Below are 14,887 nucleotides of genomic sequence, written 5' to 3'. Positions count from 1 at the left end.
TCTAGCAGCGCGCGCCGTCCTCCGGCACGGTCCCGTCGACGAAGTAGTCGTCCACCAGGTCGAGGATGCAGTCGTTGGAGCGTCCGTAGGCTGTGTGCCCTTCGCCCTCCCACGTCACATGCACCCCGGAGTCGAGCTGCTCGGCGAGCGCGGTGGACCATGCGTAGGGCGTCGCCGGGTCGCCGGTCGTGCCGATGACGACGATCGGGTCAGCCCCCTCGGCGCTCACCGGAGCGGGCGTCAGGACCGGGGGGTAACGCCACGGGGCGCAGGTCACACCGCCGTAGGCGAGGAAGCGGCCGAAGGTGGGTGAGGCCGCCTCGAGGTCCTGCTCGTCCGCCTTCATCTGCGCGGGGTCGTCCGACATCGGATAGTCGAGGCAGTTCACGGCCAGGAACGCTGCCGTCGAGTTCGAGGCGTAGGTGCCGTCCGCCTGTCGCTCGGCGGAGAGATCTGCCAGGTACAGCATGCTCGAGGGGTTCCCGTTGAGCGCTGCCGTGACGGATTGCGTGAGGGTGGGCCAGTTGGCGTCGTCGTAGAGCGGCAGGATGAATCCCTGCACGAAGGTGGACACCGGGACCAGCCGTCCGTCTTGCGCGGTCATCGGGTCGCGTTCCACCGAGGCGAACAGGTCCTGGATCTGGCGCACGCCGTCGTCCACGGATCCCGCGTAGGGGCAGTCGTCGCCCTGCTGGCAGTCCGTGACGTAGGCGCGCAGGGCGGCCTCGAAGCCGGTCGCCTGCCCGAGGGTGATCTCGTCGTTGCCGAGCGAGGGGTCGATCGCCCCGTCGAGCACGAGCCGCCCCACCCGCTCGGGGAACAGCTCCGCGTAGGTGGCGCCGAGCTGGGTGCCGTAGGAGAACCCGAGGAAGTTCAGCTTCTCGTCGCTGACGAGCGCCCGGAGGATGTCCATGTCGCGGGCCGCGGACACCGTGTCCACGAATCCGAGCAGCTCCCCGGTCCGTTCGGCGCACAGGTCCGCGAAGCGCTGGGCGTCCTCCCGGAGGAGCGCGAGGAGCTCGTCGTCCGGTGCGTCCACGGGGTAGGACTTCTGCCGCGCCTCGTCCTGCTCCTCCGCGGTGTAGCAGGTCACGGCGCTGGAGCGGTTGACGCCACGGGGGTCGAAACCGAGGACGTCGTAGTTCTCGCGGAGCCGCTCACTCGTCACGTAGTCCAGGGAGTCGCGCACGATGGCGACGCCGGAGCCGCCCGGTCCGCCGGGGTTCACGAGGACGGTGCCCCGCGCCTCACCGCCCGCCTCCGACCGGATCGCCGCGATGTCGATGCCGGCACGGCCGGGATCGGCGTAATCGAGCGGCACGGTGATGGTCGCGCATCGGAACGAACCCTCGCAGTCCTCCCATCGCACCTCCTGGGCGTAGAAATCGCGGAGGTCCTCCGGCACGTCCCCGATCGCCGCCGGGTCGGCCGTCTCGATCTCCACGGAGTCATCGCCGCCGCCCTGTCCGGAGGGGAGCGCCGTGCACCCCGAGACCCCGAGGAGGACGGCGAGGGCGGCGGTGAGCGTGCGCAGCCGGCGGGTGCGGGCGGCGGTGCCGGGAATTCGTGTGGATCTGCTCATCGCTCGAGGTCCTTCCGGGACAGGAGGGTCACGGCCATGGCCTCGATCGCCAGGAGGGGCGAGACGTTGGTGCTCACGAGGCGGGTACGCACCTCATTGATCGCCTCGATCCGCAGCAGGGTGTCCTCCGGGCTCTCCCGGCGGGCGAACTCCTCGAGGTCGGGGCGCAGCGGCTCGTTGACGAGGGACCGCCCGCTGGAGACCTGCAGCATGAGGACGTCCCGGTAGAAGGAGATGAGGTCGGTGAGCGCCCGGTCGAAGTAGTCGTTCTTCGAGCGCTTCGCCCGCCGCGTCTGGTCCTCCTCGAGCCGCCTGATCTGCGCGCGCATCGACGGCGGCAGCGTACCGGTCTCGGGGGCGCCGAGGGTGGCCAGCAGGGCCGTCCGCTCCTCGGCGTCACGTTGCTCGAAGGAGCTCTGCGCCTCCGCCTCGGCGAGCTTCACGAGGTCCGCGGCGGCCCGCATGGCGCCGGAGACGGAGCGGAGCGTCAGCGGCAGCCGGACGATCTGGTTGCGGCGCTCCCGTGCGCCGGCATCGGTCGCGAGCCGCTTCGCCACGCCGATGTGGCTCTGCGCGGCACGCGCTGCGGCTTCCGCGGTGGCCGGATCGATGCCGTCCCGCGTGACGAGCAGATCGGCGACGTTCGCCACCGGGGGCAGGCGCAGACCGACCGAGCGGCAGCGCGAGCGGATGGTGACGAGGACGTCCCCGGGGCTGGGCGCGCAGAGCAGCCAGATGGTCCGCGGCGGCGGCTCCTCGATGGCCTTCAGCAGCACGTTGGTGCTGCGTTCCTGCATGCGGTCGGCGTCCTCGACGATGATGATGCGCCAGCGGCCCGTCGACGGCTTGTCCTGGGCCTTCCGCACGAGTTCGCGCGCTTCGTCGATGCTGATCGTCACCTTCTCGGTGGTGACGTTCGTCAGGTCCGCGTGGGCGCCGGACAGCACCGTGCGGCACGCCTTGCACGTCCCGCAGCCGCGCTCGCTCAGCGCCTCCCGGTCGCACAGGAGGGCTGCCGCGAAGGCCCGGGCGGCATTCGAGCGTCCCGATCCCGGCGGGCCGGTGAAGAGCCAGGCATGCGTGGGCGCGCCCGACTGCGCGGCGCGGCGCAGTTGCTCCACCACCTGCTCCTGGCCCCGGAGGTCCGCCCATACGCCGGTGGCCGGGCGCCGGTCCGCGCCGGTACCCGGCTTCCTGTCGACGCCGGTGCCGGTGGCGCGGCTCGTGTCGACGCTCACGCCGACGTCCCGGTGGGCACGTCCGCGAGAGCACGGAGAGTGGTGTCGAGGATGGTGCTGTGCAGGTGCTCCGGTTCCTCGGCGGCCCCGAGCACGAGGTAGCGCTCCGGTTCGGCGCGGGCCAGGTCGAGGAACGCCGAGCGGATGCTCGCGTGGAAGGTGTCGGGCTCGGACTCCAGCCGGTCCTCCGCTGCTGACCCTGCGGTCCGCCGGTTGCGGCCCTCCGCCGGATCGACGTCGAGCAGGACGGTGAGGTCGGGGAGCAGCCCGTCCGCCGCCCACAGGTTGACGCCGCGGACGGCGTCGGCGCCCAGGTGCCGCCCGGTGCCCTGGTAGGCCACGGAGGAGTCGATGTAGCGGTCGCACACCACGACGTCGCCCCGCCGCAGCGCGGGCAGGATCACCTGCTCGACGAGTGCAGCCCGGGAGGCCGCGAAGATGAGGGCTTCCGTCCGCGCGGGGATCTCGCCGTTGCCGTGCTCGAGGACGAGCCGTCGGAGCTGCTCGCCGACCGGGGTGCCGCCGGGCTCCCGGGTCCGCACGACGGTGCGGCCACGCGCTTCGAGGGCCTCGCGCAGCAGACCGGCCTGCGTCGATTTGCCGGCGCCGTCGCCACCCTCGAACGCGATGAAGAGGCCGGGCAGCCCGTGCGGCAGGGGAGAGGTCACGCGCCAAGCGTACCGAGTGGCACGGACGGATCCCGGCCGTCCCCACACCCCGCCCGCCGATCGGACGGCCCCGACTAGGCTGGGAGCCATGTCCGAGCCGCACCGCAGTCACGCCGACATCCCCACCGACCTCGCACCCGACACGCTCGTGGTCGCCGCGGGCCGCCCGCCGCGCGAGCACGACGCCCCGGTCAACGCGCCGATCGTCCTCTCCTCCACCTACCACGAGACCCGGGACCCCGGCGAGGGTGATCGCATCTACGCGCGCGGTTCGAACCCCACTTGGGAACCCTTCGAGGAGGCGCTCGGCGCGCTCGAGGGCGCCCGCCTCCCCGCGCTGGTGTTCTCCTCCGGACTCGGTGCCGCCGCCGCCGCGCTGTCCCTCGTCCCGACCGGCGGAGCGGTGGTCATGCCGCGGCACGCCTACGCCGGCTCCCTGAGCCTCGCCGCCGACCTCGCCGCACAGGGCCGGTTCGAGCTCCGCCCGGTGGACATCGCGGACACCGCTGCGGTACTCGCCGAGCTCGACGCACTCGGTACACGCTTCGACGCCGGTCAGGTCATGCTGTGGCTCGAGAGCCCCACCAACCCGATGCTCGAGGTGGCCGAACTGTCCGTGCTCACGGACGCCGCTCACGCCCTCGGCGCCGTCGTCGTCGCCGACAACACGTTCAACACGCCGATCGTGCACCGGCCGCTGGAGTCGGGCGTCGACGTCGTCCTGCACTCCGTCACGAAGTGGCTCGCCGGGCACTCCGACGTCGTCCTGGGTGCCCTCGTCACGTCCAAGACCGCACTCCGGGATCGGCTCCTCGCGCACCGGACGCTGCACGGGGCCATCGCTGGGCCGTTCGAGGTCTGGCTCGCCCTGCGTGGCCTGCGGACGCTGGCGCTGCGGATCGAGCGCAGCCAGTCCACCGCGGCGCAGCTCGCGCACCGCCTCGTCGACCACCCCGCCGTCCGACGTGTCCGGTACCCGGGCCTCACCTCGGATCCCGGTCACGAGCGCGCAGCGGCCCAGTTCAACGGCTTCGGCGGGATCATCAGCATCGAGCTCGACGACGTCGCGACCGCCGAAGCCCTCGTCGAGGCGGTCCGCCTGTGGCTGCCGGCCACCTCGCTCGGCGGGGTGGAGTCCCTCATCGAGCGTCGACGCCGTCAGCCCGCCGAACCGAAGACCGTGCCGGAGGCGCTCGTGCGGCTCTCGGTGGGCATCGAGAACCCGGAGGATCTGTGGGCGGACCTCGATCACGCGCTGCGCGTGGCAGGACGGGCGTCCGACGCCGGCATGTGACCGCGCAGCACCGGTGCGGTCCACTCCACAGCCCGCCGCAGCAGACCCGACGGGGCCGCTAAGCTGAAGGTGTGGACCTCGTTCTGGACATTCAGCGGTATCTGTATCTCGCCCTCGGCTTCGTGGCCCTCGGGATCGAGATCTGGGCGTTCTCCGACTGCATCCGGCGCCCGGGTACGGCGTTCGAGGCCGCCTTCAAGCGCACCAAGGGGTTCTGGCTCGCCCTCACCGGCGGCGCCGTCGTCGTGGGGCTGCTCTCGGCGCTCGGAGGCCGCGGCGGGTTCAACCTCTTCCAGCTCGTGGCCATCATCGCCGCGTGCGTGTACCTCGCCGACGTCAAGCCCGCCGTGAGCCAGACCTCCGGCCGCGGCGGCAACTACGGCCCCTACGGTCCCTGGTAGCCGTCCACCTCACCGACCGTCCCGCCCGCACGGCGCGGACGGTCCCACCGTCTCATCCGGGCGCGACGGCGTCCCACGCCACCGTGACCTCGCCGAGGCGCCAGCGCGCTGAACCGTCCAGGAGCGGCCAGCCGCCGGAGCGCAGCGCAGCACAGGTCGCGACGAACCGCTGCCTGGTCCCGTAGGACGCGAGCGGTGCGGCATCGAGCCACGCGCGGTCCAGCGCTCTCAGGTAGGCATGGACGCGCTCGCCCTCGACGTTCCGGTGGATCAGCGCCTTCGGTAACCGCTCGGCGACGTCGGACGGTATGGAGAAGGCGCCGAAGCGCATCGAGAGGGTGAGGCTGACCGGCCCGCCACCGTCCACGGTGGCCCAGGACGCGCGCCGGCCTATCTCGTCGCAGGTCCCGTCCACGAGGATGCCGCCGGGAGCGAGGCGCCCGCGCACCTCGTCCCAGTACGCCGCGTACTCGTGCTCCCCGTACTGCCGTAGCACGTTGAAGGCCCGCACCACCACCGGCCGCCGGCCGTCGAGCGGCAGTTCGAACCCGCCCTGCCGGAAGCTGAGCCCGGGCCGGGCCAGGGGGTGTGCTGCGATCACGCGCGCCGGGTCGATCTCGACCCCTACCACCTCGACGTCGCTGCGCACCGTCCGCAGGCGCGTGAACAGTTCGACGGCGGTGACGGGCGCCGCACCGTACCCGAGGTCGACGACGAGGGGGTCGGCGGCGCGGCGGATGCGGAAACGCTGGGGGCCGGCCAGCCACCGGTCGGCCCGGCGCAACCGGTTGGGGTTCGTGGTGCCCCGCGTGATCGTCCCGAGCGGTTTCGGCGGGCGCGGTCGCTGAGGCACGCTCCCAAGGCTAGGCCACGTGCGGCAGACTGGATTCATGACCTACACACTGATCCTGCTGCGCCATGGCCAGAGCGAATGGAACGAGAAGAACCTCTTCACCGGATGGGTGGACGTCGATCTCACCCCCAAGGGCCGCGAGGAGGCCAGCCGCGGCGGCCGCCTGCTCACGGAGGCCGGAATCCTGCCCGACATCGTGTACACCTCGCGCCAGAAGCGCGCCATCATCACGGCGAACCTGGCGCTCGAGGCCGCGGACCGCACGTGGATCGACGTCAAGCGGAACTGGCGCCTCAACGAACGCCACTACGGTGCCCTGCAGGGCAAGGACAAGGCCCAGACCCTCGCGGAGTTCGGCGAGGAGCAGTTCATGGAGTGGCGCCGCTCCTACGACACCCCGCCGCCGCCCCTCGACGACTCCAGCGAGTACTCGCAGGCCCACGATCCCCGGTACGCGGACCTCGGTGACGACCTCCCGCGCACCGAGTGCCTGAAGGACGTCCTCGAGCGTCTCCTGCCCTACTGGGAGTCCGACATCACGGTGGACATCCGCGCGGGGAAGACGGTCCTCATCGCGGCCCACGGCAACTCGCTGCGCGCCCTGGTGAAGCACCTCGACGGCATCAGCGACAAGGACATCGCGTCGCTCAACATCCCCACGGGCATCCCGCTCGTCTACGAGCTGGACGAGGACCTGAAGCCCGTGAAGGCGGGTGGCACCTACCTCGACGCCGACGCGGCCGCGGCCGCGATCGAGGCCGTCGCGAACCAGGGCAAGCACTAGCGCGCACACCGCCCGAACTTTGCCCGAACACTGCTCGGACACTGCCCGAGCGGCAGACAGAACGACGGCGGTCCCGGTGGGGCCGCCGTCGTCGTGTGTGCGTGCTGTAGGAGGGGTGAGGGTCAGCTCAGCGGAGCACTCGGCTGCCACTCACCGGTCACGAGGTAGGTGACCTTGCGGGCCACGGAGACGCCGTGGTCTGCGAAGCGCTCGTAGTAGCGGCTGGCGAGCGTGACGTCGACCGTGGTCGGGGCGCTCTCCGACCACTGCTCGGACGCGATGGCCTTGAAGACGCCGGCGTGGAGTTCGTTGACCCGGGCGTTGGCGGCGCTGATCTCGTTGGTGAGGTCGAGGTTGCGGGTCTCGAGGAGCTCCGTGACCTTCGCCGCGATCTGCACGTCGAGTTCGGCGAGCTCGTCGAACGTCGCACGGATGCTCTCGGGGACCACGTTCGCCGGGAAACGCAGCCGCGCGAGCTGGGCAACATGCCGCGCCAGGTCACCCATCCGCTCGAGCGAGGCACTCATCCGCAGCGCCCCCACGATCATGCGGAGGTCGGAGGCGACCGGGCCCTGGAGCGCGAGGATGTCGATCGCCCGCTCGTCGAGGTCGTTCTGGAGGAAGTCGATGCGCGCATCCGCGGCGATCACGTCCTGTGCCAGTTCGGTGTCGGCGCTCTGGAAGGCGCTGTTGGCCTTCTTGATGGCATCGGACACCAGGTGCGAGATCTCGATGAGCTCCTCACCGATCTGGTGCAGCTCCGCCTGAAAAACCTTACGCACGTAGGCGTCCTTCCCTGGAGGTTCGTGATCCAACCGCTGTCATGGTTCTACCGTCGAGCCTTTCAGCCGGCTGTGAACTGTTGTCACGGTTTGTGTGAACGTTAGTTGAACGCCCGGAGCCGCGCCAACGGGCTGGGAGAGCGCCGAAATCCGTGCGCATAAGCTTGTGCCCGTGGACCCCCTCATCCTGACGCTCGTGGCCGGTCTCGTAGGCCTGGCCCTCGGCGTGAGCGGCATGGCGGCATTCCGCGCGAGCGAGGCCCAGCGCCTCCGGCTCCTCTACGAGGACGAGCCGACGCTGCCCGAGGGCGCCGCCGAGGTCCTCTCGATCATCGGCCGTGCCTACGTCATCGTGGACGCCATCGACGGCGTGGTCCGCGCGAGCCCCGCGGCCTACGCGTTCGGCCTGGTGCGCGGTCACACCGTCGTCCACGCGGAGCTGCTCGAGCTCACAGCCCGCGTGCGCCGCGACGGCGTGATCGAGCAGGAGCAGCTCGAACTCCCCAGGGGCCCGCTCGGGCAGGGCACCATCGTGGTCCAGGTGCGCGTGGCCGCCCTCGGTGCCGAGTACATCCTGATCCTGGCCGACGACCGCACGGAGATCACGCGCAGCGAGGAGATCCGGAACGACTTCGTGGCGAACGTCTCCCACGAACTGAAGACGCCGGTCGGCGCCATCTCCCTCCTCGCCGAGGCCATCGACGACGCCGCGGAGGACGAGGTGGCCGTCCGGCGGTTCGCGCAGCGCATGCACAAGGAGTCGGGCCGCCTCTCGGCACTGGTCCAGGACATCATCGAGCTCTCACGGCTGCAGGGCGCGGACGTGGTCCGCCGCGGCAGGCCGGTGGACGTCAACGCCGTGATCGCCGAGGCGGTGGACCGCAACAAGCTCCCGGCGGAGAGCAAGCAGATCGACATCGTGGTCGGTGGCTCGGTCTCCACGCCCGTGTACGGCGACCGCGACCTGCTGATGACGGCGTTCCGGAACCTGATCGACAACGCGATCCGCTACTCGCCGGAGGGCACGCGCGTGGGGGTGGGCGTACGCTCCCGGGACGGGCTCGTCCAGGTGTCGGTCACGGATCAGGGCGCGGGGATCACGCCGGAGGAGCAGGAACGCATCTTCGAGCGCTTCTACCGCATCGACGCGGCACGCTCCAGGCAGACCGGGGGTACGGGCCTCGGGCTCAGCATCGTCAAGCACGTCGTCGCGAATCACGGCGGAGAGGTGACAGTGTGGTCCCAGGCCGGCCAGGGCAGCACCTTCACCGTGCGCCTGCCCGAGATGGAACGGAACCCCGAGGACGACGCCGCGGACGGTTCGGAGGCCGCCAAGCACGGTGCGGCCGACAAGAAATCACACAGGAAGGGCAGCAGTGCTGCCCAGGAACAGGGAGTCAAGGCTTGAGCCGCATTCTGATCGTCGAGGACGAGGAGTCCTTCAGCGACCCGCTGTCCTATCTCCTCGGCAAGGAAGGGTTCGAGGTGTCCGTCGTGGACAACGGCCTCGATGCCATCACCGAGTTCGACCGCTCCGGGGCGGACCTGGTGCTGCTGGACCTCCAGCTGCCCGGGCTCTCCGGCACCGAGGTGTGCCGGCAACTGCGGCAGCGCTCGAGCGTCCCCGTGATCATGCTGACGGCGAAGGACGCCGAGATCGACAAGGTGGTGGGCCTGGAACTCGGCGCCGACGACTACGTCACGAAGCCGTACTCCTCGCGGGAGCTCGTGGCCCGCGTGCGCGCGGTGCTGCGACGCCAGGGGGAGCCCGAGGAGCTCATCTCGAACACCATCCAGGCCGGGCCCGTGCGCATGGACATCGAACGTCACGTGGTGAGCGTCGACGGCGAGCAGGTCGCCCTGCCTCTCAAGGAGTTCGAACTCCTCGAGATGCTGCTGAGGAACTCCGGCAGGGTGCTGACGCGCGGCCAGCTGATCGACCGCGTCTGGGGCTCGGACTACGTGGGTGACACCAAGACGCTCGACGTCCACGTGAAGCGCCTGCGCGGGAAGGTCGAGCCGGATCCCTCGAACCCCCGGTACCTGATCACGGTCCGGGGTCTCGGCTACAAGTACGAGCCCTGAGGTCCGGTCGTTGAGGCGGAGGTGAGGGGGAGGACTACTCGCCCTCGCCCTCCGCTTCCTCGGTCGCGGCGGGTTCGCTCGGTCGCGGGGTGTAGCCGCCGGGGACGTACTCGCGGTACTCCTCGAGGGTGCCGTCGAGCACGGGCACCTGGAAGACGGCCTGTTCACCCTCGGTCTCGAAGTCCACGTCGATCAGGGAGCCCGGGCTGTCGTCGAGGCCCTCGAGTGTCGCGTCATCGCTCGTCTCGTCCTCGAACCGGTACTGGCCCTGGCCCTCGATGGTGATGTCGGTGGCTGCTCCACCGGCCGTGATGGTCAGGTCCACGGGTTCGTCGCTCGTGTTGAACACCGTCCCGACCAGGCGCCCGGCGGTCTCGTCGTCGCGGCCCACCACGAGGATGTTGCGCAGCAGCACGGGCCCCAGGTCCTTCACGATCCCGTCCGACGGCGCGTACGGGTTCGCCGTGAACTGCTCGGCCGTGAAACTGCAGCCGGAGACACCCAGCATCATCACGACGGCGCCGGCAGCGACGGCCGGCTGCACTCGGTTCTTGGGTGCGTTCTTCACAGCGCAAACTCCTGGGGTTCTACAGGCGGGACTGATGCGGAATCCGGGGTGGACCTAGCCACCAGACTATCGGCAACCCCGCCCGAAGGTGGTGCCGTTCCTCGTCCGAGGAGGAGACCCGGATCACCTCGAGGGCTTCCCGTCAAGGGGCGAAGGATAGTCAATTGGAGCTGTTCAGGCCGTCTGACCTGCGAGAACGCGGCATCGGCGTGTCGTTCCCGTGATAAACTGACCGGCGGGAAAGGGGAATGTCCACATGGTTTTTGAGGTTGGCGAAACAGTTGTTTACCCGCACCACGGTGCCGCGAAGATCGAAGAGATCAAGATGCGCACCGTCAAGGGCGAAGAGAAGATGTATCTCAAGCTCAAGGTGGCTCAGGGCGATCTGACAATAGAGGTACCAGCAGAGAACGTCGATCTCGTAGGGGTCCGGGACGTCGTCGGCAAGGAAGGCCTCGAGCACGTGTTCGACGTCCTCCGGGCCGAGTTCACCGAGGAGCCGACCAACTGGTCACGTCGTTACAAGGCGAACCTGGAGAAGCTCGCCTCGGGCGACGTCATCAAGGTCGCGGAAGTGGTCCGGGATCTCTGGCGCCGCGACCACGACCGCGGTCTGTCGGCAGGGGAGAAGAGAATGCTCGCCAAGGCGCGGCAGATCCTGATCTCGGAGCTCGCGCTCGCCGAGAAGACCGACGAGGAGAAGGCCGCAACCGTCCTCGACGAGGTCCTCGCCTCCTAGGCGAACGGACCTCGTGGACGCGGGGGTAGCAGGCAGCACGGGGAGAGGGACTTTCGGGTCCCTCTTTTTCGTGTGCCTGTCATAGGGTGACGGAATGCCCGAGAACCGCGACGACCCGCCCGCAGACGTAGGCGTCGTCATCGTCGCCGCCGGTTCGGGACAACGGCTGGGGCACGGCATCCCGAAGGCGCGGGTCCTGTGCGCCGGGCGCACCCTGCTCGACCACGCGCTGAGCGCCGTCCTCGACGCCGGTGTGGCGTCCGCCGTCGTGGTGGTGATCCCTCCCGGGGACGCCCTCCTGACCGCGGTCGTCGAACGTGCGGCGCGTCTGCACGTCGGGGTGGTCGCCGTACCGGGCGGAGCCACCCGGAGCGACTCCGTGCGTGCGGGCCTCGACTTCCTCCCCGAGCGCACGGCAGTCGTCCTCGTGCACGACGCCGCTCGCGCCCTCACCCCCGCGGAGGTGTTCCGCCGCGTCGCCGACGCCGTCCGCGAGGGAGCGGACGCCGTCGTGCCCGTCCTCCCTGTGGTGGACACCGTGAAGGTCGTGACGGGCGACGTCGTCACGAGCACACTGGAGCGCGCGGGCCTGCGCGCCGTCCAGACCCCGCAGGGGTTCGACGTCGCCGCGCTGCGGGCGGCCCACGCCCACCCGGCCTCGGACCACGCCGGCGTCACCGACGACGCCATGCTCATGGAGGCGGTCGGCGCCACGGTGCGCGTCGTCGATGGCCACCCGCTCGCCTTCAAGGTCACCACCCCGCTCGATCTCACCGTCGCCGAAGCAGTGCTCGCCGGTGCCACCCGACCCGCACCATCACGAGGAGCACCCATGCCGGACCGGACCCCTCTCCCGCGCACCGGTATCGGCACGGACGTGCACGCCTACGCCGGGGAGGGGGACCCCTCGCCGCTGTGGCTCGGAGGTCTGCTGTGGGAGGGGGAGCGCGGGCTGTCCGGGCACTCCGACGGCGACGTCGTGGCGCACGCGGCGGCGGACGCCCTGTTCTCCGCGGCCGGCGTCGGTGACCTCGGAACCCACTTCGGCACCGACCGCCCCGAGTACGCCGGTGCGTCCGGACACACGCTCCTGGCGGCCGCAGCAGCGATCGTCCGGGCGGGGGGCTTCGAGATCGGGAACGTCGCGGTGCAGCTGATCGGCAACCGGCCGACGTTCGGGCCCCGCAGGGCCGAGGCGGAGGCCGTGCTGTCCGACGCCGCCCGCGCGCCCGTGAGCATCTCGGCGACCACCACCGACGGACTGGGGCTGACCGGCAGGGGCGAGGGTGTCGCGGCCGTCGCCACCGCCGTCGTCGTCCGCGTGCACGCCGGTGACGCTCCGGGCGGACCCTCGACCGCCGGGTAATCTGGACCGGTGAGCCTGCGATTCCATGACACCGCCCGCGCCGAGGTGCGCGCCTTCGAACCCCTCGAGCCGGGTCGGGTGAGCCTCTACTACTGCGGGGCCACGGTGCAGGGCATGCCGCACGTGGGCCACGTGCGCTCGGCCATCGCCTTCGACCAGCTGACCCGCTGGCTCGAGGCGCGCGGACTCCGCGTGACCGTGGTCCGGAACGTCACGGACATCGACGACAAGATCCTCGCGAAGTCCGAGGAGTCCTTCCGCGCCGGTGCCGGGGAGGTGCCCGGCGTGGTGCCCGAGGAGGAGTGGTGGGCCCTGGCCTACCGGTTCGAGCAGGAGTTCCACCGGGCCTACGCGGCCCTCGGGGTCCGGCGACCCACGTACGAGCCGCGGGCCACCGGCCACATCCCGGAGATGCACGCCCTGATCCAGCTGCTGATCGACCGCGGCCACGCCTACCCCGCGCCCGATGCGTCCGGTGACGTCTACTTCGACGTCCGCTCCTGGCCGTCCTACGGCAGCCTGACGCGCCAGGACATCGACGACATGCAGGCCGCGCCGGATGCCGACCCCCGCGGCAAGAAGGACCCCCGGGACTTCGCCCTGTGGAAGGGGTCGAAGGAGACGGACCCCGCGACCGCCTCATGGGCCAGCCCCTGGGGTGCGGGGCGCCCCGGGTGGCACCTCGAGTGCTCGAGCATGGTCACGAAGTACCTGGGTACGGAGTTCGACATCCACGGTGGCGGGCTCGATCTGCGCTTCCCGCACCATGAGAACGAGATGGCGCAGTCGCAGGCCGCGGGCCACGCGTTCGCACGCTTCTGGATGCACAACGGGATGGTGACCTACCGCGGGGAGAAGATGTCGAAGTCCCTCGGCAACACCGTGAGCCCCGAGGAGATGATCGCCGCCGCCGGCCCGCGTGTGGTCCGCTACTACCTCGGCCAGGCCCACTACCGCTCGGTCCTCGACTACCGCGAGACGTCCCTGCAGGAAGCCGGGTCCGCCGTGGCGCGGATCGACGGCTTCATCGCGAAAGCGTCCGCCCGCGTCGGAGCACCGGTGCGCGGACCCGTGCTCACCGCGGATCTGCCCGGACCCTTCGCCGAGGCGATGGACGACGACCTCAACGTGCCGCAGGCGCTCGCCGTCCTCCACACCACGGTGCGGACCGGCAACATCGCCCTGATGGCGCAGGACGACGACGCGGTGCGCGAGTGCCTCGCGGCCGTCGTCGCCATGACGGGCGTCCTCGGACTCGACGACGCCGGCTCGGCCGACGGCGGGGCGGCGGAGACCGGCCTGACGCACGCGCTGGACGCGCTGATCGCCGACCGGATCGCCGAACGGGGTGCAGCGCGCGCGGCCCGCGACTGGTCCCGGGCCGACGCGATCAGGGACTCGCTCGCCGCGGCGGGCATCACACTGGAGGACGCCGCGGACGGCGTCCGGTGGTCCCTCTCGGACACCCATTCCGGAGGGTGACGGGCGCCGCGTAAACTGGGGGTTACTCTTCCTCTATTCAAAGGTGTTTCTCCATGGCCACTCACGGTCGCCCAGGCGCGGTTCGCAAGACGAAGAAGGGCCCCTCGATCGGCACGGGCGGACACGGCCGGCAGTCGCTCGAAGGCCGGGGCCCCACGCCCAAGGCCGAGGATCGCCCGTACCACAAGGCGTACAAGAGCAAGGAGCTCGCCGAGCGCTCCGCTGCCAAGCGCGCGGGCGGCAAGGGTGCCGGCACCGGCCGCACGAAGGGGAAGGCGGCCGAGGAGGTCGTCACCGGCCGCAACTCCGTGGTCGAGGCTCTGCGCGCCGGGATCCCCGCGAAGGCCCTGCACGTCGCCATCCGCATCGAGATGGACGACCGCGTGCGGGAGTCGCTGAAGATGGCCGCCGAGCGCGGCATCCCCGTCATGGAGACGGGCAAGCAGGAGCTCGACCGCATGACCGACGGCGCGGTGCACCAGGGCCTCATGCTGCAGATCCCTCCCTACGAGTACGCGGATGCCATCGACCTCGTGGACGCGACGATCGAGCGGTACCGCCGGGGCCACATCGGTAACGCCCCGCTGTTCGTCGCCCTCGACGGCATCACCGACCCCCGCAACCTCGGGGCCATCATCCGATCGGCGTCCGCGTTCAGCAGCCACGGTGTGATCGTGCCGGAGCGCCGGTCCGTCGGCGTCACGGCGTCGGCCTGGAAGACCAGCGCGGGTGCGGCCGTGCGCGTGCCGGTCGCCCGGGTGGGCAACCTGAACTCGGCGTTGAAGTCGATGAAGGAGAAGGGCATCTTCGTCCTCGGGCTCGACGGCGACGGCGACATCTCGCTGCCCGAGCTCACCCTCGGACGGGACCCCATCTGCCTCGTCGTCGGTTCCGAGGGCAAGGGCCTGTCCCGGCTGGTGCGGGAGAACTGCGACCAGATCGTCTCCATCCCCATCGACTCCGCCATGGAGTCGCTCAATGCGTCCATGGCGGTGGGTATCTCGCTCTACGAGATCTCCCGTCAGCGATCGGCCTGACCGGCACC

15 protein-coding genes are annotated in these 14,887 nt (G+C 70.6%); 9 read left to right on the top strand and 6 right to left on the bottom strand.

Annotation, left to right across the window (positions count from 1 at the left end; all coding sequences use genetic code 11):
• Position 1: 1 nt before the first annotated feature.
• From AC4D16_RS15490 to tmk, 3 genes are all read right to left on the bottom strand, one after another.
• Positions 2-1,582, bottom strand: a complete 1,581-nt coding sequence (locus AC4D16_RS15490; RefSeq protein ID WP_490955624.1) for an alpha/beta hydrolase — start codon at positions 1,580-1,582, stop codon at positions 2-4.
• Positions 1,579-2,706, bottom strand: a complete 1,128-nt coding sequence (locus AC4D16_RS15485) for a DNA polymerase III subunit delta' (RefSeq protein WP_490955667.1) — start codon at positions 2,704-2,706, stop codon at positions 1,579-1,581. Before AC4D16_RS15485 ends, AC4D16_RS15490 begins: the two co-directional genes overlap by 4 nt.
• 110 nt (positions 2,707-2,816) lie before the next feature.
• Complete coding sequence (tmk, locus tag AC4D16_RS15480; RefSeq protein ID WP_490950846.1) at positions 2,817-3,488, bottom strand: dTMP kinase; 672 nt, start codon at positions 3,486-3,488, stop codon at positions 2,817-2,819.
• A gap of 88 nt (positions 3,489-3,576) precedes the next feature.
• Between tmk and AC4D16_RS15475 the strand changes: the two genes are divergently transcribed.
• Entirely contained in the window at positions 3,577-4,782 is a 1,206-nt protein-coding gene (locus tag AC4D16_RS15475; protein ID WP_490955623.1) for a trans-sulfuration enzyme family protein, read from the top strand.
• Positions 4,783-4,853: 71 nt separating this feature from the next.
• Complete coding sequence (locus AC4D16_RS15470) at positions 4,854-5,183, top strand: DUF2516 family protein (protein ID WP_490950844.1); 330 nt, start codon at positions 4,854-4,856, stop codon at positions 5,181-5,183.
• Positions 5,184-5,235: 52 nt separating this feature from the next.
• Here the strand turns inward: AC4D16_RS15470 and AC4D16_RS15465 are convergent, their stop codons facing one another.
• Positions 5,236-6,036, bottom strand: coding sequence for a class I SAM-dependent methyltransferase (locus AC4D16_RS15465; protein ID WP_490955622.1), 801 nt, complete (start codon positions 6,034-6,036; stop codon positions 5,236-5,238).
• A 37-nt stretch (positions 6,037-6,073) separates the two neighbouring features.
• Between AC4D16_RS15465 and AC4D16_RS15460 the strand changes: the two genes are divergently transcribed.
• Entirely contained in the window at positions 6,074-6,820 is a 747-nt protein-coding gene (locus AC4D16_RS15460; protein WP_490950842.1) for a phosphoglyceromutase, read from the top strand.
• Between the two features lie 122 nt (positions 6,821-6,942).
• Here AC4D16_RS15460 and phoU read toward each other — a convergent pair whose 3' ends face one another.
• Positions 6,943-7,602 carry a phosphate signaling complex protein PhoU gene (gene phoU / locus AC4D16_RS15455; protein ID WP_490950841.1) on the bottom strand — a complete coding sequence of 220 codons (660 nt, stop codon included), beginning with the start codon at positions 7,600-7,602 and terminating at the stop codon, positions 6,943-6,945.
• Between the two features lie 172 nt (positions 7,603-7,774).
• Here phoU and AC4D16_RS15450 point away from each other — a divergent pair, with 172 nt between their 5' ends.
• Positions 7,775-9,010: a sensor histidine kinase gene (locus tag AC4D16_RS15450; protein ID WP_490955621.1), complete on the top strand. Its 1,236-nt coding sequence runs from the start codon at positions 7,775-7,777 to the stop codon at positions 9,008-9,010.
• Positions 9,007-9,687, top strand: coding sequence for a response regulator transcription factor (locus AC4D16_RS15445; RefSeq protein WP_105032630.1), 681 nt, complete (start codon positions 9,007-9,009; stop codon positions 9,685-9,687). The genes AC4D16_RS15450 and AC4D16_RS15445 overlap by 4 nt, the downstream gene beginning before the upstream one ends.
• A 34-nt stretch (positions 9,688-9,721) precedes the next feature.
• Here AC4D16_RS15445 and AC4D16_RS15440 read toward each other — a convergent pair whose 3' ends face one another.
• Positions 9,722-10,255: a hypothetical protein gene (locus tag AC4D16_RS15440; protein WP_490950839.1), complete on the bottom strand. Its 534-nt coding sequence runs from the start codon at positions 10,253-10,255 to the stop codon at positions 9,722-9,724.
• Between the two features lie 256 nt (positions 10,256-10,511).
• Here AC4D16_RS15440 and AC4D16_RS15435 point away from each other — a divergent pair, with 256 nt between their 5' ends.
• The 4 genes from AC4D16_RS15435 to rlmB all read left to right on the top strand — a co-directional run bounded on the left by AC4D16_RS15435 (position 10,512) and on the right by rlmB (position 14,879).
• Positions 10,512-10,994 carry a CarD family transcriptional regulator gene (locus AC4D16_RS15435; RefSeq protein WP_026545321.1) on the top strand — a complete coding sequence of 161 codons (483 nt, stop codon included), beginning with the start codon at positions 10,512-10,514 and terminating at the stop codon, positions 10,992-10,994.
• 94 nt (positions 10,995-11,088) lie between these two features.
• Positions 11,089-12,360 (top strand): 2-C-methyl-D-erythritol 4-phosphate cytidylyltransferase, encoded by a 1,272-nt coding sequence (gene ispD, locus AC4D16_RS15430; protein ID WP_490955620.1) that lies wholly within the window; start codon positions 11,089-11,091, stop codon positions 12,358-12,360.
• 9 nt (positions 12,361-12,369) lie between these two features.
• Positions 12,370-13,842: a cysteine--tRNA ligase gene (cysS, locus tag AC4D16_RS15425; RefSeq protein WP_490955619.1), complete on the top strand. Its 1,473-nt coding sequence runs from the start codon at positions 12,370-12,372 to the stop codon at positions 13,840-13,842.
• A gap of 53 nt (positions 13,843-13,895) precedes the next feature.
• Positions 13,896-14,879 (top strand): 23S rRNA (guanosine(2251)-2'-O)-methyltransferase RlmB, encoded by a 984-nt coding sequence (gene rlmB / locus AC4D16_RS15420; RefSeq protein ID WP_490955618.1) that lies wholly within the window; start codon positions 13,896-13,898, stop codon positions 14,877-14,879.
• Positions 14,880-14,887: the final 8 nt, after the last annotated feature.

Source organism: Arthrobacter sp. TJ-236, assembly GCF_058269235.1.
Note: the sequence above shows the minus strand (reverse complement) of the source record. Positions and strands in the feature narration are given on the sequence as shown.